This window comes from Ramlibacter cellulosilyticus (assembly GCF_014297465.1).
Lineage (GTDB): Bacteria > Pseudomonadota > Gammaproteobacteria > Burkholderiales > Burkholderiaceae_C > Ramlibacter > Ramlibacter cellulosilyticus.
The window spans coordinates 26,668-51,372 of the sequence record NZ_JACORT010000014.1 but is presented as its reverse complement, the minus strand read 5'-3'; the positions used below and the strand labels follow the sequence as shown (position 1 = coordinate 51,372).

18 protein-coding genes are annotated in these 24,705 nt (G+C 70.6%); 12 read left to right on the top strand and 6 right to left on the bottom strand.

Annotated features, from left to right (window positions below; all coding sequences use genetic code 11):
- Nucleotides 1-47 precede the first annotated feature (47 nt).
- Entirely contained in the window at nucleotides 48-1,781 is a 1,734-nt protein-coding gene (locus H8N03_RS24005; RefSeq protein WP_187078772.1) for an ATP-binding response regulator, read from the top strand.
- Here H8N03_RS24005 and H8N03_RS24000 read toward each other — a convergent pair.
- Entirely contained in the window at nucleotides 1,778-2,452 is a 675-nt protein-coding gene (locus H8N03_RS24000) for a response regulator (protein ID WP_187078771.1), read from the bottom strand. The genes H8N03_RS24005 and H8N03_RS24000 overlap by 4 nt on opposite strands.
- A 73-nt stretch (nucleotides 2,453-2,525) precedes the next feature.
- Between H8N03_RS24000 and rodA the strand changes: the two genes are divergently transcribed.
- Nucleotides 2,526-3,680, top strand: coding sequence for a rod shape-determining protein RodA (gene rodA, locus H8N03_RS23995; protein WP_187078770.1), 1,155 nt, complete (start codon nucleotides 2,526-2,528; stop codon nucleotides 3,678-3,680).
- Between the two features lie 107 nt (nucleotides 3,681-3,787).
- Nucleotides 3,788-4,408: a response regulator gene (locus H8N03_RS23990; protein WP_187078769.1), complete on the top strand. Its 621-nt coding sequence runs from the start codon at nucleotides 3,788-3,790 to the stop codon at nucleotides 4,406-4,408.
- Between the two features lie 34 nt (nucleotides 4,409-4,442).
- On the opposite strand, the gene H8N03_RS23985 is transcribed toward H8N03_RS23990, so the two are convergent.
- From H8N03_RS23985 to H8N03_RS23975, 3 genes are read right to left on the bottom strand one after another with little or no spacing between them, the layout of a single operon-like run.
- Nucleotides 4,443-5,924, bottom strand: coding sequence for an alkaline phosphatase D family protein (locus tag H8N03_RS23985; protein ID WP_187078768.1), 1,482 nt, complete (start codon nucleotides 5,922-5,924; stop codon nucleotides 4,443-4,445).
- 7 nt (nucleotides 5,925-5,931) lie between these two features.
- Entirely contained in the window at nucleotides 5,932-9,843 is a 3,912-nt protein-coding gene (locus tag H8N03_RS23980; protein ID WP_187078767.1) for a GMC oxidoreductase, read from the bottom strand.
- On the bottom strand, nucleotides 9,821-11,596 hold the full coding sequence (locus H8N03_RS23975) for an ATP-binding response regulator (RefSeq protein ID WP_187078766.1): 1,776 nt from the start codon (nucleotides 11,594-11,596) through the stop codon (nucleotides 9,821-9,823). Before H8N03_RS23975 ends, H8N03_RS23980 begins: the two co-directional genes overlap by 23 nt.
- Before the next feature lie 133 nt (nucleotides 11,597-11,729).
- On the opposite strand from H8N03_RS23975, the gene H8N03_RS23970 reads away from it, so the two are divergent.
- The 6 genes from H8N03_RS23970 to H8N03_RS23945 all read left to right on the top strand — a co-directional run bounded on the left by H8N03_RS23970 (nucleotide 11,730) and on the right by H8N03_RS23945 (nucleotide 19,455).
- Entirely contained in the window at nucleotides 11,730-12,650 is a 921-nt protein-coding gene (locus H8N03_RS23970; RefSeq protein WP_187078765.1) for an NAD(P)-dependent oxidoreductase, read from the top strand.
- Nucleotides 12,647-14,707: a protein kinase domain-containing protein gene (locus tag H8N03_RS23965; protein WP_187078764.1), complete on the top strand. Its 2,061-nt coding sequence runs from the start codon at nucleotides 12,647-12,649 to the stop codon at nucleotides 14,705-14,707. Before H8N03_RS23970 ends, H8N03_RS23965 begins: the two co-directional genes overlap by 4 nt.
- A 45-nt stretch (nucleotides 14,708-14,752) precedes the next feature.
- Nucleotides 14,753-16,213 carry a metalloprotease TldD gene (gene tldD / locus H8N03_RS23960; protein ID WP_187078763.1) on the top strand — a complete coding sequence of 487 codons (1,461 nt, stop codon included), beginning with the start codon at nucleotides 14,753-14,755 and terminating at the stop codon, nucleotides 16,211-16,213.
- A 198-nt stretch (nucleotides 16,214-16,411) separates the two neighbouring features.
- Entirely contained in the window at nucleotides 16,412-16,966 is a 555-nt protein-coding gene (locus H8N03_RS23955; protein WP_187078762.1) for a hypothetical protein, read from the top strand.
- A gap of 236 nt (nucleotides 16,967-17,202) precedes the next feature.
- Nucleotides 17,203-18,327 (top strand): 3-deoxy-7-phosphoheptulonate synthase, encoded by a 1,125-nt coding sequence (locus tag H8N03_RS23950; protein WP_187078761.1) that lies wholly within the window; start codon nucleotides 17,203-17,205, stop codon nucleotides 18,325-18,327.
- A 93-nt stretch (nucleotides 18,328-18,420) separates the two neighbouring features.
- Entirely contained in the window at nucleotides 18,421-19,455 is a 1,035-nt protein-coding gene (locus H8N03_RS23945) for a hypothetical protein (RefSeq protein WP_187078760.1), read from the top strand.
- Between the two features lie 268 nt (nucleotides 19,456-19,723).
- Here the strand turns inward: H8N03_RS23945 and mpl are convergent, their stop codons facing one another.
- Both mpl and H8N03_RS23935 read right to left on the bottom strand, forming a co-directional pair.
- Nucleotides 19,724-21,103 carry a UDP-N-acetylmuramate:L-alanyl-gamma-D-glutamyl-meso-diaminopimelate ligase gene (mpl, locus tag H8N03_RS23940; protein ID WP_187078759.1) on the bottom strand — a complete coding sequence of 460 codons (1,380 nt, stop codon included), beginning with the start codon at nucleotides 21,101-21,103 and terminating at the stop codon, nucleotides 19,724-19,726.
- A 146-nt stretch (nucleotides 21,104-21,249) separates the two neighbouring features.
- Complete coding sequence (locus tag H8N03_RS23935) at nucleotides 21,250-22,878, bottom strand: long-chain fatty acid--CoA ligase (RefSeq protein WP_187078758.1); 1,629 nt, start codon at nucleotides 22,876-22,878, stop codon at nucleotides 21,250-21,252.
- Nucleotides 22,879-22,950: 72 nt separating this feature from the next.
- On the opposite strand from H8N03_RS23935, the gene H8N03_RS23930 reads away from it, so the two are divergent.
- The 3 genes from H8N03_RS23930 to accB all read left to right on the top strand — a co-directional run bounded on the left by H8N03_RS23930 (nucleotide 22,951) and on the right by accB (nucleotide 24,703).
- Entirely contained in the window at nucleotides 22,951-23,547 is a 597-nt protein-coding gene (locus H8N03_RS23930) for a hypothetical protein (protein ID WP_187078757.1), read from the top strand.
- On the top strand, nucleotides 23,540-24,100 hold the full coding sequence (locus H8N03_RS23925; protein WP_187078756.1) for a TlpA family protein disulfide reductase: 561 nt from the start codon (nucleotides 23,540-23,542) through the stop codon (nucleotides 24,098-24,100). The genes H8N03_RS23930 and H8N03_RS23925 overlap by 8 nt, the downstream gene beginning before the upstream one ends.
- Nucleotides 24,101-24,238: 138 nt before the next feature.
- A complete protein-coding gene (gene accB, locus H8N03_RS23920) occupies nucleotides 24,239-24,703 on the top strand; it encodes an acetyl-CoA carboxylase biotin carboxyl carrier protein (protein ID WP_187078755.1) in 465 nt (154 codons plus the stop codon).
- The last annotated feature ends 2 nt before the right edge of the window (nucleotides 24,704-24,705 follow it).

Sequence of the window (24,705 nt, the reverse complement as noted above, 5' to 3'; positions counted from 1 at the left end):
TTGCAGAACCATCCGCGCTTAAGCCAAACTCTTACCCGGAGTGGAAGTTGGCCGCACAAGAAGAAACAGGGACGGACGGCGACACGTCGGCCGAGCTGGTCCGCACCAGCCTCGACGTGATCCTGGCCCAGACGCGGGCCGGGGGCTACAGCGCGCTCGCCATCGGCGTGATCCTCGGCTTCATGATCGTTCCCGCCGCGGGTTGGGCGGGCTACCTGGCGTGGTTCGCCGTGCTCCTGGCGGGCATGGTGCTGCGCCAGCCCTACTTCCACCGCGTGCTGCGGCGCGCCGGCCCGACCGAGGCGACCCTGCGGCACATCGCCATCGTCAGCGCGGCGACCGGCTGGGTGGGCAGCCTCTCCGTTCCCCTGTTCGCGCGCTTCATCGGCCAGCCCGACCTGAGCGTGCTCACGATCATCATCAGCGGCTGGCTCGCGGTGGCGGTCTCCATCCTCGCCGTGCAGCCGCGCGTGTACGCGGGCTACCTGGCGGCGAGCCTGGCGACGATGTTCGTGGGCTGGGTCGGCCAGGGAACGCCGCGGGAGCTGCTGCTGATCGGCGTGTCCATGCTGTTCGGCGCGCCCATGCTGGTGCGGCTGGCCTGGATCGTGCAGTCCCAGCTGCGGGACACCGTGCAGGCCGCCCAGCAGAACGCCGTGCTCGTGCGGCAGCTGCGCGAGGCGCTCGTGAGCCAGCAGGAGACGCAGCGTGCCCGTTCGCGCTTCCTCGGCGCGGCCAGCCATGACCTGCGCCAGCCGGTGCAGGCACTCCTGTTCCTGGCCGACATCTTCCGCCGCTCCACGGATCCCACCCGCCGCGACGCGATGGCGCAGCAGATCGTGCGCACCGGCGAGTCCATCGACGGCATGTTCCGGCACCTGGTCGACTTCGCGCAGATCGACGCCGGCACCATGCGCGCGGTCGTGCAGCCGGTGCAGCTCGAGCAGCTGCTCGCCGCGGCCGCGTCGGGCTTCGCGGAGAAATGCGCAGCACGTGGACTGCGCTTCCGCATGGAGGTGCCGGGCGCATGCACGGTGTCGGCCGACCCCGTGCTGCTGGAACGCATGCTGCGCAACTTCCTCGACAACGCCTACAAGTACTCGCTGCACGGCGAGATCGTGCTGAAGGTGGACGTGGAGGGCGACGAGGTGGTCGTGTGCGTCTCGGACGAGGGCGTCGGCATGGAGCCGGAAGACCTGGCGCAGGCCTGCAACGCCTTCTTCCGCGGGCGCTCGGCCAGCGTGGCGGAGGCCGAGGGCATCGGCCTGGGGCTGGCGATCTCGCGCCACATGGCCGACCTGATGGCGCTGCCGCTGAAGATCACGTCCGAGCCCCGCCGCGGCACCAAGGTGACGGTGCGGCTGCCGCTGGCGCACCCGGGACGACGCCAGGTGGCTGCCGGTCCGGACCATGGTTCCGCGCTGCTGCAAGGCCGCCTGGTCGCCGTGGTGGAGAACGACCGGCTCGCCCGCGAGGCGCTGTGCGCCTGGCTGCTGGACGCCGGCGCGCGCGTGGCGCAAGGCGGCTCCCTCGCGCAGCTGATGCAGGTGCTGGGCAACGCCGGGACGGCGCCCGACCTGATGCTGGCGGACTACCGGCTGTCCGAAGGCACGGGGGTGGATGCGGTGCAGGCCGTGCGCGCCGCCTACGGGCCGGTGCCGGCGTGGATCGTGTCGGGCGAGCCGGACATCGCCGACCGCGGGCTGGCCTTGCCGGTGCTGCAGAAGCCGATCACGCCCGAGCGCTTGCTGGCGGCGCTGCGCACGGCTTTCCCAGGCTAGAGGATGGAATCGCCGGCGGTCGCCTGCAGGTCGCGCAGGCTCACGCCGGCGCGGGCGAGCGCGTAGACCGCTTCGGTGCGGTTGGAGACGACCAGCGCATCGAGGATGTGCGCCACGTGCGACTTCACCGTGGTGTCGGACAGCCCCAGGTCGCGGGCGATCACCTTGTTGGGCTTGCCCTGCACGATGCCGAGCAGCACCTGGCGCTGGCGCTCCGTGAGGTGGGCGCCGAGGCGGCCCCACGCGTCCTGCTGCGCGCGCGTGGCGGGCGTGCCGACGCTCAGGCTGGTGGGCGGCAGGTAGACCCCGCCGGAGAGCACCAGCTGCAGCGCGGCATGGAACTGGTCGGCCGGCGCGGACTTGGGCACGAAGCCGAAGGCGCCGAGCTCGATGCATTCGTGCACGACGGCCGGGTCCTCGTTGCCGGAGAGCACCAGGACCGGCACCTCCGGGCGGCGGGAGCGCACCTCGCGCACCGAGTCCAGGCCCTGGTAGCCGGGCATCTGCAGGTCCAGGATCATCAGGTCGACCGCCAGGCCGTCGTCCATCCGCTGGAAGGCGGTGGCGAGCGCCGAGCACTCGATGACCTCCACCTCCAGGCCGGTGTTCTGCAGGGTGTAGACCACGCCGCTGCGGTACAGGGGATGATCGTCGACGACCAGGATCTTCATGGGCTGGCGGATCGTAACAGCCGCGCCAGCGCACACCACGGCCATTGGGAGGAGGGCCGGAGGATAATTCCGCATGGCCGCCGTATTTGAAAAACCGTCGTTTCGCCAGCGCCTGGCGCCCATGCTGCAGGGCTTCGACGGGCCCCTCGCCTTCGCCGTCTTCCTCCTGGCCTGCGCCGGCCTGCTGACCATGTACAGCTCGGGCTTCGACCACGGCACCCGCTTCCTCGACCATGGGCGCAACATGCTGCTGGCCGGGGCGATCATGTTCGTGATCGCGCAGATCCCGCCGCAGCGGCTGATGAGCTTCGCCGTCCCGGTGTACGTGCTCGGGGTGGCGCTGCTGATCGCGGTGGCGATCTTCGGCATCACCAAGAAGGGCGCCAAGCGCTGGGTGAACGTGGGGGTGGTCATCCAGCCCAGCGAGATCCTGAAGATCGCCATGCCGCTGATGCTGGCGTGGTGGTTCCAGAAGCGCGAAGGGCAGCTGCGGCCGCTGGACTTCATCGTCGCCGTGCTGCTGCTGGCGGTGCCCGTCGGGCTCATCATGAAGCAGCCGGACCTGGGCACGTCGCTGCTCGTGCTGGCCGCGGGGCTGTCGGTGATCTTCTTCGCCGGGCTGTCCTGGAAGCTGATCATTCCGCCGCTGGCGCTCGGCCTGGTGGGCATCACGCTGCTCGTCGTGTTCGGCGATCCGCTGTGCGCCGACGGCGTGCGCTGGCCCATCCTGCACGACTACCAGCAGCAGCGGGTCTGCACGCTGCTCGACCCCACTCGCGACCCGCTGGGCAAGGGCTTCCACATCATCCAGGGGATGATCGCCATCGGCTCCGGCGGCATCTTCGGCAAGGGCTTCATGCAGGGCACCCAGACGCACCTGGAGTTCATCCCGGAGCGGACCACCGACTTCATCTTCGCGGCCTATTCCGAGGAGTTCGGCCTGCTGGGCAACCTCTTCCTGATCGCCAGCTTCCTGTTCCTGGTGCTGCGCGGGCTGGCGATCGCGCTGGAGGCGCCCACCCTGTTCTCGCGGCTGCTGGCCGGCGCGGTGACGATGATCTTCTTCACCTATGCCTTCGTGAACATGGGCATGGTCAGCGGCATCCTGCCCGTGGTGGGCGTGCCGCTGCCCTTCATCAGCTACGGCGGCACGGCGATGGTGACGCTGGGGATGGGGCTCGGGATCCTGATGTCGATTTCCAAGGCGAAGCGGCTGGTGCAGACGTAGCCCGCTCGGGGGATGCATGCGGCGGCGGCCCGTCGCATGATCGCGCGGTATCGGATCGGTTCGGGTTTCCGCCGCTATCCTGCAGTACGGGCGAAAGGAGGCCTTTCATGCGAGTTCTGGTGTGCGATGACCATTCCCTGTTCCGGGAAGGCCTGCGGCTCCTGCTGGAGAAGCTGGACGCGAGCATGGAAGTCACCCTGACCGGCTCCGCCGAGGAGGCGGTGGCCGCCACGAAGGACGGCACCTTCGACCTGATCCTGATGGACTGGCACATGGAAGGCCTGGCCGGCACCCACGCGCTGGAGGCCCTGCGCGAGTCCGCGCCGCTGACGCGGGTGGTCGTGCTCTCTGGCGACCGCAATGCCGAACTGGTGCGCAGCGCCATCGACTTCGGCGCCGCCGGCTTCATCCCCAAGGATTCGCCTCCCGCGCAGCTCATGACGGCGGTGAAGACGATCGCCGACGGGGGCGTCTACCTGCCCACCGGCGCGCTGGCCCCCATCCAGACGCGCGACGTGCGCGATGCCTTCCCCACGCTCACCGAGCGCCAGGCGGACGTGCTGCGCGCCGCGCTGCGCGGCAACTCCAACAAGCTCATCGCCCGCCAGCTGGGGATCAGCGACGGCACGGTGAAGACGCACCTGCGCGCCATCTACCAGGAGCTGGGCACCCGCAACCGCACGGAAGCGGTCTACATGGCGGCGGAGCAGGGCGTCCGGATTTCGTAGGCTGGGTTGCGCGCATGCGCACCCCAGCCTTCCCTCAAAGCACCTCGTACGCCACGCACCAGCGCGCGCCGTGCCGGCTCGCGCGCAGCAGGCCGCAGCCGTTGGCGCCGTCGGCGAGCACCTGCGCCGAGACGGTGCAGTGGTAGGTGGCGCCGCCGTGCCCGAAAGCGAAGCTGTCCTGCAGCAGCAGGTTGGCTTCTTCCTCGTTGGCGAAAGGGTAGGGCGCGTACAGCGCCGGCGCGTGCAGCGAAGCGAAGCTCGCGTGCTTGCCGGTGCCCGGCCGCGTGACCTGCACGCGCGCGTCGCAGGCGATGTGCGCATCGCCGGAGAGGAACACCACGTTGTGCACCTCGTGCTCGCACAGCAGCGCGAGCAGGCCGTGCAGCGACGCCGGGTAGCCCTGCCAGGCATCGAGGTACAGCGGCGCGTCGAGGTTCATGCGCGTGCGCGGCAGCAGCATCGCGGCGCTGCTCACCACCTTCAGCCGGCCGTCGTCGGGCGCGCGCAGCCAGTCGTGCAGCGCATCGGTCTGGTGGCGGCCGAGGATGAGGGCCTCGTGCAGCGTGTCCTCGTCGCGCGGCGAGCGCTGCGTGCGGGAGTCCGTGACGAACAGCCGCCAGCCCGGTCCCTCTTCGGTGAGCCACACCTGCCGGGCCGCGGGCGCGCGGCGCTGGTACTTCCAGAAAGCTTCCAGTGCCGCGTCGCGCACGGGGTCGGCGCCGGGCGTCGGCTCCCAGTTGTCGCGGATCTCGTGGTCGTCCGGCGTCATGCGCCGCAGCGCGAGGAGGGTCTGCGGCAGGGACGCGAAGGGCCCGTTCTCGCGATCGGCGAAGTCTTCGTAGGGGATGCGGTAGCGGTCGTCGATGCGCGCGGGGTCCACCAGGCCATAGGTGGCATCGGTGTACACCTGGTCGCCGAGGAGCAGCAGGCGTTCGGGCATCGCGGCGCCTTCCGGCTGCAGCGAGGCGGCGAGGCGCTGGTACGAACGGTGCGCGACGGGGCGGTCCAGGAGACCGGCCGGGTACTGGCAGCTCGCAAAGGCGAAGCTCACCGCGTCGGCGCTGCCGCGCAGGATCGCGGCGGGCTGTGCCGCGGCGGGCACGAGGTAGAGCTCGAAGCGTTCGCGCAGGTGCTCGCGCACGCGCTCCAGGCCGCGGCGCAGTTCCGAACCCGCGACGACGGGGCCGCGCGCCTGCCTCGGGCCGTGCGTCCCCGGCACCTGCAGGCGGAACCAGGTGCTCGAAGGATGGTCGGCCGGATGGTCGTAGCGCAGGATGCACAGGTAGTGCGTCGCGCGCTCCACGACGGGCAGGCGCACCGGCGTCCAGCCGCGGTCGTCCACGCCGGTGAGGGCGAGCACGTCGTCGTCGGCCATGGCGAGCCGCCATTCGCCGTCCCTGTACAGCGGCGCGAAGACGGCAAGCGCCTCGCCGAAGCCTTCCTCCGACTGCACGGCCCAGCCGCCGTCCGCGGTGGGGCTCAGTTCGTAGGGCGGCAGCTTCCAGAGCGGTTCCATGCGCGCCTCAGAGGTTGGCCGCGATGTGCGGAAACACGTCGCGCGCCGCGTCGCGGCCGATCAGGCAGTCCTGGTGGCCGTAGCCGGGGATCTCGATCGCCCGGTACGGAATGCCGGCGAACGCCATCTGCGAACGCATGGCGTCCACCGTCTTCACGTCGACGAGCCCGTTTTCGCGCCCGTGGATGCTCACCGTGCCCCGCATCGGCCACCGGGCGCGCAGCACGCTCGCGCTCGTCACGAACGGCCGGCCCGAACTGTCGGTGATGGTGTTGCGCCGCGCGAAGTGGATCGCCTGCGCCACGGTGTCGAGGTTGAGGGGGCCGAACAGGTCGGCGATCGCGTCCAGCGTGCGGTCCTCGATGTTGGCCAGCGTGAAGTCGCGCGCGTAGAGGGCGTCCATGCGGTGGCGGAAGCCGGCCCAGGGCGCGCGCTTCCAGGGCAGCACCGGGTTCTCGCGCGCGAACTCCCCGGGCGGGTAGGGCAGCGTGGCGAGCAGGCGGTCCATGAGGCCGCCGGCCAGCGTGGGCTGCTGCGCGACCTCGAACTGGTAGTCGTCGGGGAACACCAGCTTGCGCAGCACGCGCATGAAGTAGGCGCGCAGCACGTTGTCGTCGCAGTAGACCAGCATGGGGCCCTTCTGCGACAGCACGATGCGGTCGACGTCGTCCTTCAGCCGGCGCAGCTCCGCGGCGTAGCGGCGGGGCGTGGGCGCATCGCCGGGGCCGTTGTCATAGAGGTGCAGTTCGTCGGGATCGACGAGCAGCGCCATCGACAGCATCACGGCGCCGATGCAGTGGGCGAACACGCTCACGCGCTGGCCGGTGGCGGCCGCGATGTGGCGGATCGCGCGCGGCAGGTCGGCGAACGCGGCATCCTCGAAGTGCCAGGGCTTCAGCGCGGTGGGCATGCCGGCGCTGGTGCGCAGGTCGAGCACCCACACGTCCCGCCCGCCGTTCCACAGGTGGCGCGCGAGCGGCTCGGGGATCGCTTCGTGCGTGAAGGTGTTGCCGCTGGCGCTGTAGCCGTGGATCAGGGCGACCGGCGGGCAGCCCGGGCGCGGATAGCGCGTGAGCCGCACGCCGGCGGGCACGGGCGAGTGGCCGTCTTCCAGCGGCAGCTCGGTGACGACGGGCGAAGGCACGCCGGTGATCGCCCCCGGCAGCAGCTGCCGGGGCCGCACGGGCGCGCGATCCGGTGCGCGGAAGGACCACAGGTGGATGCTCGCGAGCATGCGCACCCAGCACAGCGCGAAGGAGGCGACCTCCGCCAGCGCCACGACGTGGTTCTCCTGGTCGGTGATGCGCAGCAGCGGCACGCCCTTCTTCGCGAGGAAGCGCCCGTCCAGGCGCAGCACGGGGGCGGCGGGGCCGATCGGGAACCCGTCCAGCCGCAGCTCGGTGAGCTGCCGCCACGGATTGCTGCGCAGCCCGTAGGTGAGGCATTTGCTGCCGCGGATGCGCGTGCCCGCGCGCAGCAGCGGCTGCGGGCCGGCGGCGTCCTGCACCGTGAGGGCATAGCGGAAGACGCGCCGCTCGCCCGCCCGCCCGGCGGAGCCGATGAAGGCGCCGAGGTCGAATCCGGCCGCCTGCTTGCCGGCGACCCAGTCCCAGAGTTCGCGCGTTCCGCGGTTCACGAACCAGGCGCCGGCGGCGAGCGCCGCATACCAGGGTTCGGCCAGGCCCGCGAACGGCTCCGCGATGGTCAGCGTCCCCGCCACGCGGCCCGCGAACAGCGCCTGCGCCACGCGGTCCGGTTCGCTGAGGGTGAGGAGCCGCCGCCGCGCGTCGTCGCGGTTGTCGTAGATGCGGATCCAGGAGTCCTGCGGATCGAGCTGCACGTTGCGCGCGGCGTGCCCGGTGAGGTCGTGGAGGGACTTGCGCCCGTACGACAGCGTGAGTTCGACCCAGTATTCGCCCTGCGCGCCCGCTGCGCCGCAGAGGCGCTCGACCAGTTCCACCTGCGTGGGACGCGGCTGCCGGGGCGTGCAGGCCTCGGGCGGCCGGTACTCGGGGCGCGTGCGCGCCGCGGGCCAGCGCGTCGGCGCGAGCTGCAGGGGTGCGGCGGCGAGCGGGGCTTCGCGCACGAGGCGCGCGAGGAGCTGCGGGTCCGCCGCCTGCGTGCCGGCCGCTTGCCAGCCCCAGCGCCGTGCGAGCGTGCGCGCGGCGCGCAGCGAGATCGCCGAGATCGTCAGTGCGGGGTTCGCGCCCACGGAGCAGGGCAGGATGGACCCGTCCAGCACCACCAGGTCGTCGTAGACGGCGGCGGCGTCGCCATCGACGCGGAACACCTGCCCGAACTCGTTGACGACGCCATCGACGTGCGAAGCACCCATGGGGCAGCCCCCGAGCGGATGCACCGTCAGCACGGGCCCGCGCTCCTTCACGAGGGAAGCCATGCGCGCCGGCAGCGGCTGCCAGGCGGGGTTGGGCAGGATGTCCGCGCCGGGCGGCGCGGCGCGCTCAAGCGCTTCGCGGGCGCGCTCGTAGCCGCGCTCGAGCATGGGCGAGTTGCGCACTTCGGACCACTCGATGCCGGCGCTGCCTTCGGCCGATGCGCCATCGGGCAGCACGATGCGGCCCTGCGCTTCGTCGTGGCCGATGACGCCGACCAGCAGCGTGCGCTGCATAGCTTCCGGATCGACGGCCATGCTGTCCAGGCGCTGCCGCCGCTGGCTTGTCGTGCGGAACGGCCACCGGGGCAGGCGCTGCAGCAGGCGCGCGGTGGTGACGGTCTCGTCGAACAGGCGCTTGAGCGGCGCGGGGACGGAGAACTCCTCCAGCAGGGGCCCGTTCGGGATCTCCACCACGCCGGTGATCGTCGGCCCCACCTGGCGCCGGGCGAGCGGCTCCCACTCGTCGGTGGTCGTGTGCACGGGATGGCGCGCGCCTTGCACCGCCACGAGGTTGTCGCCGTTGCAGGAGAACCCCGAGCCGAGGCGGCGCGACAGCGAGAGCGCTCCGGCGGAGTGCATCAGGATCTCCGTGCTGCCCAGCGTGCCGGCCGCGAGCACCACCTTGCGGGCGCGCACCGGCTGCGCCTGGTGCCGCTCGCGCAGCGACCGGTCCGTGTAGACCGTGTGCAGCACCCAGCCGCCGTCGGCATGCGGCTCCACCTTCAGCACCGTGCCGCCGGTGTACAGCTCCACCCCTGCGGCGTGCGCGCGAGCGAGCACCGTGGTGTCCAGCGAGCGCTTCGCGCCCACGTTGCACCCCGTCATGCAGTCGCCGCACAGCGTGCAGGCCGGCACGTCGGGGTCGCCGGGGCGCGTCTGCACGGTGATCTCCGCGTCGCGGAAGCGCAGCCCCGAATTGCGCGCCACCTTGCGCAGCGCCTGCGCCTTGGGCAGGCGCTCGCCGTGCAGCCGGGGATGGTCGTCGGCCAGCGTGCCGCTCGCGTGCAGGGCCTGCTTCACTTCGCGCAGGAAGTCTTCGTCCGCGAGGTCGCGCCGCAAGGCTTCCGGCACGGGCTGGCCGTCCAGCCAGCGCGGCTTCTCCATCACGCCCGCGTTGATCAGCGACGTGCCGCCCAGGCCGTTGCCCACCAGCGTGCACACGTGCGGGCCGACGCGCAGGTCGAGCAGGGCGTCGGCGCGGCCCATCGCCTGGGCGCGGCCGCGGCGGTGCACGCGCACGTGCGGCGGCAGTTCCTGCAGGCTGGAAGCGAACATGCCCGGTGCGTATTCCTTGCCGCGTTCGAGCACGCAGATGCGCAGCGCACGGCCTTGCGCATCGCGCAGGCCGGCGAAGGCGGACGCCGCCATGGCCCCGCCATAGCCGCTGCCGACGATCACCGCGTCGTAGACGGTGCCGCCGCGCGCCTCCTGGCGCAGCGCGCCGTAGTCGCGGGAAATCCAGCGCAGGCCCTGCGGGGCGGGAGGCGCGGCCGCGGGGGCTTCAGGAGCGGGCGGCGGGCTCATGGCGCGGTCCCTTCTCGTTCAGGATGCGCCCCAGTTCCGCCTGCAGGATGGGCAGGCTGACGGGCTTGTGCAGCAGCTTGATGCCGGCGCGGTTGGCTTCCTGCAGCCGGTCCGCCGCGGTGTCGCCGCTGATCAGGACCGCGGGCGTGCTCCCCACCGCCGCCACGATGCTGTGGATGGCCGCGATGCCCGTGTCGCCGTTGCGCAGGCGCATGTCGGCCAGGATCACGTCCGGCCGGGTGCGCGTCGCCTCGCGCGTGGCTTCCTCGATGGTGCAGGCCTCGATGAAGCGGCAACCCAGCTCCTCCAGCAGGACGCGCATGCCCATGCGCACGGAACGCTCGTCGTCGATCACCAGCACCGTCAGGCCCGCGAAGTCCTGCTTGCCGGCGCCTTGTGCGGGCACGGGTGCCAGCGCGCCCAGCGTTTCCAGCGGAACCTTCAGCACCATGGACGTGCCCTGTCCTTCCACCGAGCGCAGCTCCAGCGCGATGCCGAGCAGCGTGCACAGGCGCCGCACGATGGACAGGCCGAGGCCCAGGCCCTTGGCGCGATCGCGCTCCGGGTTGTCGACCTGGTAGAACTCCTCGAAGACCATCACCTGTTCTTCCGGCGGGATGCCGCGGCCGGTGTCCTCCACGGTGACGACGCCCACGCCGTCCTCGATGCGCAGGCGCAGCGCGATGTGGCCCTCCTGCGTGAACTTGATGGCGTTCTCGGTCAGGTTGCGCAGCACGCGCAGCACGAGGGCCGGGTCGGTCCAGCAGCGCACGCCGGTGGGCGCATCGAGCACGGCGCGCAGGCCTTTCTCCTCGATCGCCGCGCGCATCTCGGCGTGGTGCATGCGCAGCATCTCGCCGAGGTCGACGATCTTCCTGTCCGGCTCCACCACGCCGGCGTCGAGCTTGGAGATGTCCAGCAGCTGGTCGAGCTGTTCGGACAGGGCGACCGTCACCTGGCTGAGGAGGTCCACCACCTCGCGGTCACGGCCTTCGATGGGCCGCAGCGAGAGGGCGGCCACGAGCAGGCCGATGGTGTGCAGCGGCTGCCGCAGGTCGTGGCTCGCCGCGGCCAGGAAGCGCGTCTTGGCCTGGTTGGCCTGCTGCGCCTGGGCGAGGGCCTCGCGCAGCTGCACGGCCATCTCGCGGTCCTGGAACCGGATCTGCACCGACTCGCTGAAGTTGCGCCATGCGTTGTCGGCCACGCCGACCAGCAGCCACAGGTACAGCGCGCTCAGGACGGACAGCGACAGCTCCGTCCAGCCCGCGGTCGGACCCCCGGGATTGATCAGCCACCAGATGGGCAGCGAGCCTGCCGCCGGCAGCAGGTACGCGAGGTAGATGCGCCGGTGCCCCGCGGTGGTCCCCACGGCACCCGTGCACAGGCCGAGCACCAGCAGCGTGACGAAGGAGCGCTCCGCATCGGGCAGGACGGGAAAGGCCGCGAGCATCAGCCCGTGCACGCAGCCGTTGGTGAAGCTCAGCGCGATGGCGGTGCGGACACGGTCGCGCGTGGGGACCTCCACCTGGGACGGCAGCTTGCCCAGCCAGTCGCGCCGCACCAGCAGCACCGCGATCGCCGCCACCAGCCAGATGGAAGGGATCCACGCCGGCATGCGCTGGCCCGCCATGAGCGCGACGACCACCAGCAGGCAGCCCACCGCGATCGGCACGCGCCGGCTCTGTTCGGCCAGCAGTTCCAGCAGCCGCTGCTGGACTTCTTCCCGGGGCGGCTTCACCCCGCCGGTCTGCATCACGTCTCCCCCTCTCGTGTGCCAGGTCACTCTGTTCCCGGCCTGAAGTATGGATGGTCGTTTCGCACACTCCGTCTGCTCAATGGGGGATGCCCGGGTGCAGCCCGGCCGGAGGCCACCATAATCGCGGCCGATGGATGGTGGACTCGGAAGGGCCGCGCCGCAAGGGGCGGACACAAGCATCGTCGGGACGGCAGGCATCGTCGGCGTCGGCAACATGGGCGGCGGCATGGCCCGCCGCCTGCTTGCGCGCGGCTGGCGCGTGCAGGCCTGCGACCTCGTTCCTTCCCGCGTCGAAGCCCTCGTGCAGCTCGGCGCCTCCGCCGCGCCGCATCCCGCGGCGGCCGCTGCCGGTGCCGACGTGCTGGTCGTGTGCGTGGTGGATGCCGCCGAGTCGGAGCAGGTGCTGTTCGGGCCCGATGGCGCGGCGGCTTCGCTCGCGCCCGGACGCGCCGTGCTGCTGTGCCCCACCCTGGGCCCGGGCGACGTCGAGCAACTGGCCGCCCGCCTGCAGGCCGGCGGGCTGGCGCCCATCGACGCGCCGATGTCGGGTGGCCCGGAACGCGCGCGCGAAGGCACCATGAGCCTCATGGTGGCCTGCGAGGACGCGGTGTTCGACGCGCACCTCCCGCTGCTGCGGGACCTGAGCAGCAAGCTGTTCCGGGTGGGGATGCGTCCCGGCGACGGCGCGCGGACCAAGCTGGTCAACAACCTGCTCGCGGCGATCAACCTCGCCGGTGCCGCGGAAGCCGTCGCCCTGGCGGAGCGCCTCGGCCTGGACGCGGCGCGCACGCTGGACGTCATCGAGCAGTCCAGCGGCCAGAGCTGGATCGGTTCCGACCGCATGCGGCGCGCGCTGGCCGGCGACTATGCGCCGCGAGCCCACGTCACGCTGCTGCACAAGGACACGCGGCTCGCGCTGGAGGCGGCGCGCGCGGCCGGTTTCGATGCCGCGCTCGGCGCGCTGGCCCACCAGGCCTTCGCCCGCGCGGTGGCCGAAGGGCGCGCCGGCCTCGACGACGCCGTGCTGCTGGAACTCGCGAGGACATCATGACCACCGTCCTGGTCGTCGAGGACGACGCCGCCATCCGCAACAACCTCGCCCGCCTGCTGAAGCTGGAGGGTTACGCCGTCTCCGTCGCCGTGAACGGGAGCGAGGGGCTGGCCGCCGCGCGCAGCCTGCGCCCGGACGTCGTGATCAGCGACATCAACATGCCCGGCCTCGACGGCTTCGCGCTCGTCGAGGCCCTGCGGACCGACCCCGCGCTCGCCACCACGGTGGTGCTGATGCTGACTGCGCTGGACGACCGCGCCAGCATGCGGCGCGGCATGAAGTCCGGCGCCGACGACTACCTCGCCAAGCCCTTCACGCGGGACGAGCTGCTGGAAGCGCTCGGGGCGCTGCTGAAGAAGCGCGGGCGCATCGAGGACAGCATCCGCTCCGCCGTGCAGGCGCGGGAGGAGGACCTGCGCCACGCCTTCCTGGCGAGCCTGGGCGGCCGCCCGCAGGACGTGCCGCTGCTCGCGCAGCCGCCCGCGGGCGCGCAGCCGCAGCAGGACGTCGAGGCCACCGTGCTCTTCTCCGACATCCGCGGCTTCACCTCGATCGCCGAGAAGCTCGACTCGAACGAGGTCGCGCAGCTGCTCACGCAGTACTTCGAGCGCACCTCCGTGCCCGTGCTGCGCCAGGGCGGGCAGCACCTGAAGTTCATGGGCGACGGCCTCATGGCGGTCTTCACCGACGAGGGCGGCGCGGGCGTCGGCGCGCGGCGTGCCGTGGCGGCGGCCCTGGCGCTCGCCGTGGCGGCGCACGATTTCCGCGGCTGGCTGCAGCAGCGCTTCGCCGACCGCGGACTGCCGGAGTTCGCCATCGGCGTGAGCCTGCATGCCGGCGGCGTCACCGTGTGCCAGCTCGGCACGGGGCCGGCGAAAGAGACGACGCCGATCGGCGACACCGTGAACACGGCGGCGCGCCTGCAGGGCGCGAGCAAGGAGCTCGGTTGGACCGTGGTCGCCAGCGACGCGGTGCTGGCGCGTGCCGGCAGCGGCGTGGAGACCGGCGGCAGGACCTCGGTGGAAGTGCGCGGCCGCCATGCGTGGCTGGACATCGCCGAAGTCTTGGGGCTGGAAGCGGGCGGCGTGCCGGAAGCCGACGGCCTGGCCGTGAGCGCCGAGGACGTGCGCCAAGCGGTGGAGGTCAACTCCGAGATCACCGCCCGCGCGGTGAAGGGGGCGCTGCGCAACAAGCTCTCCACGATGAAGGACCACCAGTTCGGCCCCGGCGAGGAGCCGCCGCGGCTGAAGGGTTTCCGCCTCGTGCGCAAGATCGCGTCCGGCCACACCACCGAGGTGTTCCTCGCCGAGCGCGAGGCGGACCGCCTGCCGGTGGTGCTGAAGGTGCTGCAGGCCTCGGCGACCACCGAGGGCGCGAGCCTCGCGCGCTTCATCCAGGAATACGCGCTGCTGTCGCGCCTGCAGGTGCCGCACGTCACGCGCATCTACGACCAGGGCTTCTCCGACGACCACGCGTACATCGCGATGGAGTACTTCGAGCGCGGCGACCTGCGCGGCGAGCTGCGCGCGGGCATGATGACGGAGCGTGTCGTCGACGTCGTGCGCCAGGTGGCCGAGGCGCTGCAGGTGGTGCATGCGCAGGGGATCATCCATCGCGACCTGAAGCCGGAGAACGTGATGCTGCGCCGGGACGGGACCGTGGCCCTGGCGGACTTCGGCGTCGCCAAGGCGCTGCACCAGGACACGTCGCTGGGCCTCGCCGAGACGCGCCACGGCGAAGTGGTGGGCACGCCCTACTACCTGAGCCCGGAACAGGCGCGCGGGGGCGCGGTGACGCCCGCGAGCGACCTGTACAGCCTGGGCGTGATGTTCCACGAGATGCTGACGGGCCAGCGTCCCTTCACGGGCGAGACCCTGGACCTGCTGCTGGCGCGCCACCTCACGGCGCCGCCGCCGCCGCTGCCGCCGGACCTCGGGGCGCTGCAGCCCATCATGGACCGCCTGCTCGCCAAGGCCCCGGGGGATCGCTATCGCGACGCGCAGGCGCTGCTGGACGACCTGGGCCGGCCCGAACTGCTGAGGACCTTCTCCGGCTGATCCTGTCGTGCCACGGGGGCAAGACCCGGCCCCTACAATGGGCCGATGATCTCCCGCGAACCCACGATCGAACGCCTCGCGACCGCCAAGGCGCTGCTGCTCGAGCCTTTCGGGCTGGACGAAACCCACCTGGCGCGCGCGCTGGCGGAAATCCGGGCGCACCGCGTCGACGACGCCGACCTCTACTTCCAGTACACGCGCAGCGAAGGCTGGAGCCTGGAAGAAGGCATCGTCAAGACGGGCAGCTTCAGCATCGACCAGGGCGTGGGCGTGCGCGCGGTCAGCGGCGAGAAGACCGCCTTCGCCTATTCCGACGACATCTCCGAAGCCTCGCTGCTCGACGCGGCGCGCACCGTGCGCTCCATCGCCGCAGCCGCGAAGAACGCCCGCGCCAAGGTGCCCGCGCAGCAGGTCGCGGGCAGCCGCTCGCTGTACGGCGGGCTGGATCCCATCGCCACCCTCGACAGCACGGCCAAGGTCAAGCTGCTGGAGCGCGTGGAACAGATGGCCCGCGCCAAGGACCCGCGCGTGGCGCAGGTGATGGCGGGGCTCGCCAGCGAATACGACGTGGTGCTGGTGGCGCGTGCCGACGGCACGATCGCGGCCGACGTGCGTCCGCTCGTGCGCCTGTCCGTGACGGTGATCGCGGAGCAGAACGGCCGGCGCGAGATGGGCTCCGGCGGTGGCGGCGGCCGCTTCGGCCTCGCCTACTTCACCGACGCGCAGCTGCAGTCCTACGTGGACGACGCGGTGAAGTCCGCGATGACCAACCTCGAATCCCGCCCGGCGCCCGCCGGCGAGATGACCGTCGTCCTCGGCCCCGGCTGGCCCGGCATCCTGCTGCACGAGGCGGTGGGCCACGGCCTGGAAGGCGACTTCAACCGCAAGGGCTCGAGCGCGTTCTCGGGCCGCATCGGCCAGCGCGTCGCCGCGCCCGGCGTGACCGTGCTGGACGACGGCACCATCGCCGACCGCCGCGGCTCGCTCAACGTCGACGACGAGGGCAACCCGAGCCAGCGCAACGTGCTGATCGAGGACGGCATCCTCCGTGGCTACATCCAGGACTCGCTGAACGCCCGCCTGATGGGCGTGGCGCCCACCGGCAACGGCCGGCGCGAGAGCTATGCGCACATCCCGATGCCGCGCATGACGAACACCTACATGCTGGGGGGCGACCGCCCGGCCGAGGAAATCGTGGCCAGCATCGACAAGGGCCTGTACGCCACCAACTTCGGCGGCGGCCAGGTGGACATCACCTCCGGCAAGTTCGTGTTCTCCGCCAGCGAGGCCTACTGGGTGGAGAAGGGCAAGATCCTGTACCCGGTGAAGGGCGCGACCATCGTCGGCAACGGCCCCGACGCGCTCACGCGCGTCACCATGATCGGCAACGACATGAAGCTGGACACGGGCGTGGGCACCTGCGGCAAGGAGGGCCAGAGCGTGCCGGTCGGCGTGGGCCAGCCGACGCTGCGCATCGACGGACTCACCGTCGGCGGCACCGCCTGACGGTGACGGCGACCTTGCTGCGACTTCGGCGGTACGGCCTGACGCCCAGCGCGTGAGGAAGTAGGCGGCGGCTGCCGCCTGCGCCCTGCCAGGCGCCGCAGGGCGGACGCACGGACGCGTCCTACATGAACGTAGGACCAATCCCATTGCAGCGTTTCGCGGGTGCGGGATACTCCAGCCCCTTAAGCCCATTTCCGTATGGAAACCCTGCCGCCCACATCGCGCCTCTCCGCCCATGTCCCGAGCCTGTCGTTCGGCGAACTGAGCAACCTGCTGCGCAGCGAGCTGGCGGACGAGGACAGCCGGCAGCTTTCGGAGGACATGCAGCATCTCGCGTTGCAGGCCGAAGGCGTCGCGGCGGGGCTGCGGCTGGACCGCCGACGCGAGTACGCCGCCCCGCTGCTCATGGACATGCTCAACGTCCTGCGCGACCACCGCACGCTGGTGGTGAACCTCGGCCTGGACTGGCGCGGCCTCTACGAATACGCGGGCTACCTGCAGGCGCTGAACAACTTCCGCGTGCTGATCGGCCAGTGGCTGCTGGACGTGGACCCCTGGGGCAGCGGCGAACTGCACGTGACGCCGGAGGAATTCACCCTCGTCGCCTGGCGCACGCTGGGCGAGGGCACGCTGCTGGTGGACGTCCACGAGCAGTGGCTCGCGCGCGAGGAAGCCGCCGGCTCCGACTTCGGCGCGCTCACCGAGCCGCAGAAGGAGCGCGCGCTCCAGTGGTGGCAGAAGCTGCGGCGCTGAAGCCACGCGCCGAAGGCCCCGTTGCGGGCCGTGTCAGCAGCTTGTGCTACATTGAATCCATGCGTCCCGTTCGCGGTTTCTTTTTTGGCTACTTTTGGTTCTCCAGCGCCCCCGGCGGAAGAGAGATCCGAGCGTACCCGTAAGAACGAAGACGCAAAGAACCTCGAACAAACCGCCGGCACCCCCGGCGGTTTTTTCTTGGGCCCGCGAAAAACCACCCTCCCCGAAAGCACGTCATGAGCCCGAAAGCCACCGCCGCCACCGACGCCTGGTATGCGCATCCCGTCGACAAGACCAGCCAGACCGACGACCAGCGCATCAAGGACATCACCGTGCTTCCTCCCCCCGAACACCTGATCCGGTTCTTCCCGATCCGCGGCACGCCGGTCGAAGCCCTGATCAGCGGCACCCGCCGCCGGATCCACGACATCATGGCCGGCACGGACGACCGGCTGGTGGTGGTGATGGGGCCGTGCTCGATCCACGACCCGGGGGCGGCACTGGACTACGCGCGCAAGCTGAAGGAGGCGCGCACGCGGTACGCGGACACGCTGGAGGTGGTGATGCGCGTCTACTTCGAGAAGCCGCGCACCACCGTGGGCTGGAAGGGGCTGATCAACGATCCCTACCTCGACGAGAGCTACCGCATCGACGAGGGCCTGCGCATCGCGCGCCAGCTCCTCATCGAGATCAACCGCCTGGGCCTGCCCGCCGGCAGCGAGTTCCTCGACGTGATCTCGCCGCAGTACATCGGCGACCTGATCTCCTGGGGCGCGATCGGTGCGCGCACGACGGAGAGCCAGGTGCACCGCGAGCTGGCCTCGGGCCTGTCGGCGCCCATCGGCTTCAAGAACGGCACCGACGGCAACATCAAGATCGCGACCGACGCCATCCAGGCCGCGGCGCGCGGCCACCACTTCCTCTCGGTGCACAAGAACGGCCAGGTGGCGATCGTGCAAACGAACGGCAACCGCGACTGCCACGTGATCCTGCGCGGCGGCAAGGCGCCGAACTACGACGCGGCCAGCGTCACCGCTGCGTGCCGCGAACTGGAAGCGGCGAAGCTGCCCCCGGTGCTGATGGTGGACTGCAGCCACGCCAACAGCAGCAAGCAGCACGAGCGCCAGTTGACCGTCGCGAAGGACATCGCAGCACAGATCGCGTCCGGTTCGCGCAACATCTTCGGCGTGATGATCGAAAGCCACTTGAGCGGCGGTGCGCAGAAGTTCACGCCGGGCAAGGACGATCCGCAGGCGCTGGAGTACGGTAAAAGCATTACGGACGCGTGCATCGGCTGGGGCGAATCGCTCGAAGTGCTCGACGTGCTATCACGCGCCGTGCAGCAGCGGCGAGGGCGCTAAGTCCTTTCGTTCTCGCGGAGTATTTACATCCCGTAACACGGTCTGTATATTCGTTTCGACTCGGGGCACAAGGGGAGCCCGAGGAGGGAACACATGACCATCGAGGTCCCCGTGCTCCGCCTGGGACTGGCGGGGTATACGGAGGCACAACACAAGACGGCAGCCGACGCGGCCGCAGCCGCCAGTTCGCCCAGGGCGAGCTGGGAGCTGGGCGCGTTCGCCGACGCCGATGCCTGGTGGCTCGAAGGCAGCCGGACGCTGCTGATGGCCAACGAGCACCTGCGCGTGCAGCCCGCCGTGCCGTCCGGGCGCTCGGTGCAGCTCGCGCTGGCCGACGTCGACCGGCCCGTGGCTTTCTCCCAGCCGATCACCGCGCCGGGCTTCAAGCCGGCCGTGACCTTCAACCTCGCCGACAAGGCGGGCTGCATCCAGGTGCTGAACCAGTTCTCGGGCTGGCTGCAGACCACGCTGGCGCAGTTCGCGCTGGCCTCCAGCATCGCGGACCAGCAACCCAGCCTGAACTCCGGCTCGTGGGAAGTGCTGCACGACCGCCAGTTGCTCGCCGTCGTGGACCTGAAGCTCGGGGCCGCCGTCATGCCGGGCGTGGCCGCGAAGGATTTCGCGGATGCGAGCTGGTGCATCCGCGACCACGGCGCCGTGTCCATCCCGCCCAACTACCCGCGCGCGAGCGTCTCGCAGGTGATGTGGCAATTCGCACAGCGCACGCAGCGCGACCTGCTGCCGCCGCACTACCGCAACCAGCCGCTCTTCTTCCGCCGCCCGCCGCGCCTGCCGCAGCGGCAGCTGAAGGACGCCCACCTGCTCGTGATGCGCGAACTGGTGAGCCGTCCGGGCATGAACTTCAACGGCCTGCAGCAGTCCACGGGCATGGGCGACGAGCAGCTCGCGCGCGTGCTGTCCGCGCTGTACGTGGTGGGCTCGATCACGTCGAACCCCAAGCGCGCGCTGGCCAGTGCGGCGCGCGCACCGGCGGCACGCGACTCCGTCCTGCCGGAGCAGAGCGTGTACTTCTCCGTGATGGACTCGTCGCCGCGCCCGTCGAACCTGCCCGGCGCGGCGCCCAACGACCTGACGGCGCCGCTGCCGCTGATGCCGGACCGGGGCTAGGAGCCTGCGCGGCAGAGAAACGGGCCTGCGTTGGGCCGAGAAGGGGGCGGATGCTAGGCGCGAAAGTGGGTCAAGCCTGGACGGCTTGACCCGCTTTCGCAACGACGCAGGCGCCCCCTTCTCGGCCCAACCCTTCGGGCCGGTGCCTGGAAGCGTGCCATGCGTTGTTGCGACCTCCTTGTGTAGATGAACTACACGGCGTCGGCCGCGCCTAGCCTGGCACGCTTCCAGGCACCGGCGCAGGCCCGTTTCTCTGCCGCGCAGGCTCCTAGCCGGCGAGGCTCTCCAGCAGCTTCGCGTGGATGCCGCCGAAGCCGCCATTGCTCATGCACAGGATGTGGTCGCCGGGGCGCGCTACCGCCTTCAGCTGTTCGACGGCTTCCGGGATCGACTGCACCACGCGCGCCTTGTCGCCCATCGGCTCCAGCGCTTCGGCCGGGTCCCAGCCGAGCCCGCCGGCGTGGCAGAAGGACAGGTCGGCCTGCTCCAGGCTCCAGGGCAGCTGCGCCTTCATCGTGCCGAGCTTCATCGTGTTGCTGCGGGGCTCGAACACCGCCAGGATGCGAGCGGACCCGACCTGCCGGCGCAGGCCGTCGATGGTGGTGCGGATGGCCGTCGGGTGGTGCGCGAAGTCGTCGTAGACGGTGATGCCGTTGGCGACGCCGCGCACTTCCATGCGCCGCTTGACGTTGCGGAACTCGCGCAGGGCGGCCGCGGCGGTCGCGGGCGTCACGCCCACGTGCTGCGCGGCGGCGATGGCGGCCAGCGCATTAAGCTGGTTGTGCACGCCGGCAACGTCCCAATGCACCTGGGCGACGCGGTGGCCTTGCTCCAGCACGTCGAACTTCACCGGCTCGCCCTCGGCGCGGAAGTCGCTCACCGCGCTGCCGAAGCTGCGCATCTCGCTCCAGCAGCCCTGGTGCAGCACGCGCGCGAGGCTTTCCTCCAGGCCGTTGGTCACGACGCGACCCGTCGAGGGGATGGTGCGCACGAGGTGGTGGAACTGGCGCTCGATCGCGGCGAGGTCGTCGAAGATGTCCGCGTGGTCGAACTCCAGGTTGTTCAGGATGGCGGTGCGCGGGCGGTAGTGGACGAATTTGCTGCGCTTGTCGAAGAAGGCCGTGTCGTATTCGTCGGCCTCGATCACGAAGGGCGTGAAGGGACGCGCCAGGTTGCCCAGGCGCGCGGAGACGCCGAAGTTGAGCGGCACGCCGCCGACCAGGAAGCCCGGCTGCAGCCCCGCGTGCTCGAGGATCCACGCCAGCATCGAGGTGGTCGTCGTCTTGCCGTGGGTTCCCGCGACGGCCAGCACGTGGCGGCCTTGCAGCACGTGCTCGGCCAGCCACTGCGGGCCGCTGGTGTAGCGCAGGCCCTGGTCGAGGATCGCTTCCATCAGCGGGTACCGGGGCGTGCCGTCGGCCTGGCGCGCGCGCGAAACGACGTTGCCCACGACCCAGACGTCGGGCTTCAGGGCGAGCTGCTCGGTGCCGAAACCCTCGATCAGGTCGATGCCCAGGGCGCGCAGCTGGTCGCTCATGGGCGGATAGACGCCGGCGTCGCAGCCCGTGACCTGGTGGCCCGCCTCGCGGGCGAGCGCGGCCAGTCCCCCCATGAACGTGCCGCAGATGCCGAGGATGTGGATGTGCATGGGGGGCGATTATCCGGGCAGCAGAAAGCGGACATCCGAACGCAAAGGACGCAAAGAACCCGCAAAGGACGCAAAAGAATTCAACAAGGATATTTTTCGCGCCCTTTGCGAAACCTTTGCGCCCTTTGCGTTCGGATGTCCGTCTTCTACTTCGGGAACCGCTCCCGCAGCTTCAGCTTCCAGAACTTGCCCGTGGACGTGCGCGGCACCGCTTCGATGAACTCGTAGCGTTCGGGCAGCTGCCACTTCGCGAAGCCGTGCTGCAGCAGGTGGGCGTTGAGGTCGCCGGGGTGGGCGTCGGCGTCTTTCTTCAGCGCGACGCAGGCCAGCGGGCGCTCGCTCCACTTCTCGTCGGGGATGGCGATCACGGCCGCCTCGGCCACCGCGGGGTGGGCCATGAGCGCGTTCTCCAGGTCCACGGAGGAGATCCACTCGCCGCCGGACTTGATCAGGTCCTTGGTGCGGTCCGTGATGCGCACGAAGCCGAGTTCGTCGACGCTCGCCACGTCCCCGGTGCGCAGCCACCCATCGGCCGTGAACTTCTCGGGGCTCACCGGCACCTCGTGGTAGCTGCCCGTGATGAAGGGGCCGCGCACCTGGATCTCGCCCACGCTCCTGCCGTCCCACGGCTGCTCGCCCTGGTCGCCGATCACGCGCAGGTCCACCAGCGGCACGGGCACGCCGGCCATGGCGGCGCGGCGGTACTTCTCGTCCTCGCTCGCCCCCTGCAGCTCGGCGCGCGGATAGGAGATGGTGCACACGGGCGAAGTCTCGGTCATGCCCCAGCCTTGCTCGATCCAGATGCCGTGCCGGTCGAAGGCGCGGATCAGCGATTCCGGCACGGCGGCCCCGCCCACGAGCGAGCGCATGCCGCGCGGGAGCTTCCAGCGCCCGTGATGCGGCGACTCCTTCGCCTGCGACGCGTCGTAGGTCTGGATGAGGCTCATCCAGATCGTGGGCACGCCCAGCGACAGCGTCGGCGGCTCGACCTGCATCAGGTCCAGCAGGTCCTCCGGGTGCAGGTGCGGTCCCGGGAAGACCAGCTTCACGCCCATCATCACCGCGCCGTACGGCATGCCCCAGCTGTTCGCATGGAACATGGGCGTCACCGGCATGACGACGTCCGTGCCCCGCAGGCCCCAGAAGTCGCCGAGGCTCGCCACCAGCGTGTGCAGGATCGTGGAGCGGTGGGAATACGCGACGCCCTTCGGCCGGCCCGTCGTGCCGGACGTGTAGCACATCGCCACCGGGTCGTCCTCCCCGTGCGCGGCGTAGCGGAAGCCCTCGGGGTCCGCGTCGGCCAGCAGCTGCTCGTAGTCCGTGAATCCCTCCGGGACGGCCGCGCCCGAGAACGGGAACACGATCACCTTCTCGAACCGGTGCAGCCCGGCGAACTGCTTGTAGAGAGGCAGCAGCACGTCGTCGACGACCAGGAAGCGGTCCTTCGCGTCGCCTGCGATCCAGCCGATCTCATCGGGGGAGAGGCGCAGGTTGAGGGTGTGCATCACGCCGCCGGCCGCCGGGATGCCGAAGTAGCACTCCAGGTGCGCGTGGTGGTTCCAGCAGAGCGTGGCGACGCGCTCGCCCTTCTGCAGCCCCAGCTTCTGCAGGGCGGAAGCCAGCGACCGGGTGCGGCGGTAGAACTCGCCATACGCATGCCGGCGCAGGGACTTGTCCGGCAGGCGCGAAACGATCTCGTTGCGGTGGAACAGCTGGCCCGCGCGCTCCAGCAGGTGGTTCAGCGACAGCGGCGTGGCCATCATCGTGCTTTGCATGCCCGGCTCCGGAAGGGGGAACGAAAGCACTCTAGGGGCCCGGGGCTGCCGCGTCCATGCAGAATGCACCCGATGGACACCCTGCAGGCCGAAATCGCCGCCACCGCCGCCCGGCTGGTCGTGGAAGAGGGGCTGGAATACGGGCCGGCCAAGCGCCGCGCCGTCAAGCAGCTGGGACTGCCCGCGCGCGCGGCCCTTCCGGACAACGACACGGTGGAAGACGCGGTGCGGGAATACATTTCCGTCTTCTGCGGCGACACGCAGCCGGCCGAACTCGCGGCCTTGCGCCGGCTGGCGCTGACCTGGATGGAACGTCTCGCCGAATTCCGCCCGTACCTGGGCGGCGCGGTCTGGCATGGAACGGCGACGCGCCTGTCCGACATCTACGTCCAGCTCTTTTGCGACGACCCGAAATCGGCGGAGATCAAGCTGATCGAACACAACGTGGACTACACCCCCCGCACCGTCACCGGCTTCAACGGCGATTCCGTCGAGGCCCTGAGCCTTTCCAGCATGAGCCGCGAACTCGGTGAACCGATCGGCGTGCACCTGCTGGTCTACGACCACGACGACCTGCGCGGCGCGCTCAAGCCGGATAGCAAGGGCCGCACGCCGCGCGGAGACCTGGACGCCGTGCGCGCCCTGGTGGAGGCTTCCGGCGATGACTGAGTCCGTGACCGCTCCCGCGCCCGCGCCCGCCCCGAACCGCCGCAAGCTTCTCGTGGGCGGCGTCGCCGTCGCGGCCGCCGCCGCCGGTGCCGGCCTGGCCTGGTGGCGGACCCGCGAAGACGAAGGCGACCCCGCCGCGGCCGCGCGCCTGTGGACGCTTTCCTTCGACACGCCGCAAGGCACGCAACTGCCCATGGCCTCCATCCAGGGCAAGCCGCTGCTCCTGAACTTCTGGGCGACCTGGTGCGCGCCCTGCATCGAGGAGATGCCTTTGCTCGACGCGTTCTACCGCCAACGTGCGGCGAACGGCTGGCAAGTGGTCGGCCTGGCCATCGACCAACCGTCCGCGGTGCGCAAGTTCCTGCAACGCACGCCGGTGTCCTTCCCCATCGGCCTGGCCGGCCTGGAAGGCACGGAGCTGACCCGAAGCCTGGGCAACCAGGCCGGCGGCCTGCCGTTTTCCGTCGTTTTCGCGGCGGATGGACGCGTGCGCCAGCGTAGAATGGGCCGGGTCAGCGAGGCGGACCTGCAAGCCTGGTCCGCCGCCGCCTGAGGCGCGCCGCGCCGTCCCCCGCGTCGTTCGCAAATTCAGAACGATGGTGAAAATCTAACGCTCGATCCTGCAAAAAGAGCGAAGAAGGCGGAATTTGCTGTAAATTCGCCTCTCTTTCAATGAGGCAGGAGAACCTCCATGGACTTGCGCAAGCTCAAGACGCTGATCGACCTGGTGTCGGAATCCAATGTGTCCGAACTGGAGATCACCGAAGCGGAGGGCAAGGTCCGCATCGTCAAGGGCAGCCCGGCCGGCCAGGTCGCCGCGCCGATGGTGATGCCGCAGGCGACCAGCGTCGCTGCTCCCGCGCCCGCCCTCGCACCCGCTGCTGCCGCCCCGGCGCCCGCCGCGGCCCCGGAGGCCCCGAAGGGCCACACCGTGAAGTCGCCGATGGTCGGCACCTTCTACCGTGCCTCCGCACCGGGCGCCAAGGCGTTCGTGGAAGTGGGCAGCCAGGTCAAGGAAGGCGAGACGGTCTGCATCATCGAGGCGATGAAGATCCTCAACGAGATCGAGGCGGACAAGGGCGGCACGATCACCCAGATCCTCTGCGAGAACGGCCAGGCGGTCGAATACGGCCAGCCGCTGTTCGTCATCGAATAACA

Coding starts and splice junctions, on each gene's coding strand:
- H8N03_RS23930 (WP_187078757.1), top strand. CDS start 22,951: ATGGACACCCTGCAGGCCGAAATCGCCGCCACCGCCGCCCGGCTGGTC.
- H8N03_RS23990 (WP_187078769.1), top strand. CDS start 3,788: ATGCGAGTTCTGGTGTGCGATGACCATTCCCTGTTCCGGGAAGGCCTG.
- H8N03_RS23970 (WP_187078765.1), top strand. CDS start 11,730: ATGGATGGTGGACTCGGAAGGGCCGCGCCGCAAGGGGCGGACACAAGC.
- rodA (WP_187078770.1), top strand. CDS start 2,526: ATGGCCGCCGTATTTGAAAAACCGTCGTTTCGCCAGCGCCTGGCGCCC.
- H8N03_RS23985 (WP_187078768.1), bottom strand. CDS start 5,924: ATGGAACCGCTCTGGAAGCTGCCGCCCTACGAACTGAGCCCCACCGCG.
- H8N03_RS24000 (WP_187078771.1), bottom strand. CDS start 2,452: ATGAAGATCCTGGTCGTCGACGATCATCCCCTGTACCGCAGCGGCGTG.
- H8N03_RS23975 (WP_187078766.1), bottom strand. CDS start 11,596: ATGCAGACCGGCGGGGTGAAGCCGCCCCGGGAAGAAGTCCAGCAGCGG.
- H8N03_RS23955 (WP_187078762.1), top strand. CDS start 16,412: ATGGAAACCCTGCCGCCCACATCGCGCCTCTCCGCCCATGTCCCGAGC.
- H8N03_RS23945 (WP_187078760.1), top strand. CDS start 18,421: ATGACCATCGAGGTCCCCGTGCTCCGCCTGGGACTGGCGGGGTATACG.
- tldD (WP_187078763.1), top strand. CDS start 14,753: ATGATCTCCCGCGAACCCACGATCGAACGCCTCGCGACCGCCAAGGCG.
- accB (WP_187078755.1), top strand. CDS start 24,239: ATGGACTTGCGCAAGCTCAAGACGCTGATCGACCTGGTGTCGGAATCC.
- H8N03_RS23965 (WP_187078764.1), top strand. CDS start 12,647: ATGACCACCGTCCTGGTCGTCGAGGACGACGCCGCCATCCGCAACAAC.
- H8N03_RS23950 (WP_187078761.1), top strand. CDS start 17,203: ATGAGCCCGAAAGCCACCGCCGCCACCGACGCCTGGTATGCGCATCCC.
- H8N03_RS23925 (WP_187078756.1), top strand. CDS start 23,540: ATGACTGAGTCCGTGACCGCTCCCGCGCCCGCGCCCGCCCCGAACCGC.
- H8N03_RS23935 (WP_187078758.1), bottom strand. CDS start 22,878: ATGCAAAGCACGATGATGGCCACGCCGCTGTCGCTGAACCACCTGCTG.
- mpl (WP_187078759.1), bottom strand. CDS start 21,103: ATGCACATCCACATCCTCGGCATCTGCGGCACGTTCATGGGGGGACTG.
- H8N03_RS23980 (WP_187078767.1), bottom strand. CDS start 9,843: ATGAGCCCGCCGCCCGCTCCTGAAGCCCCCGCGGCCGCGCCTCCCGCC.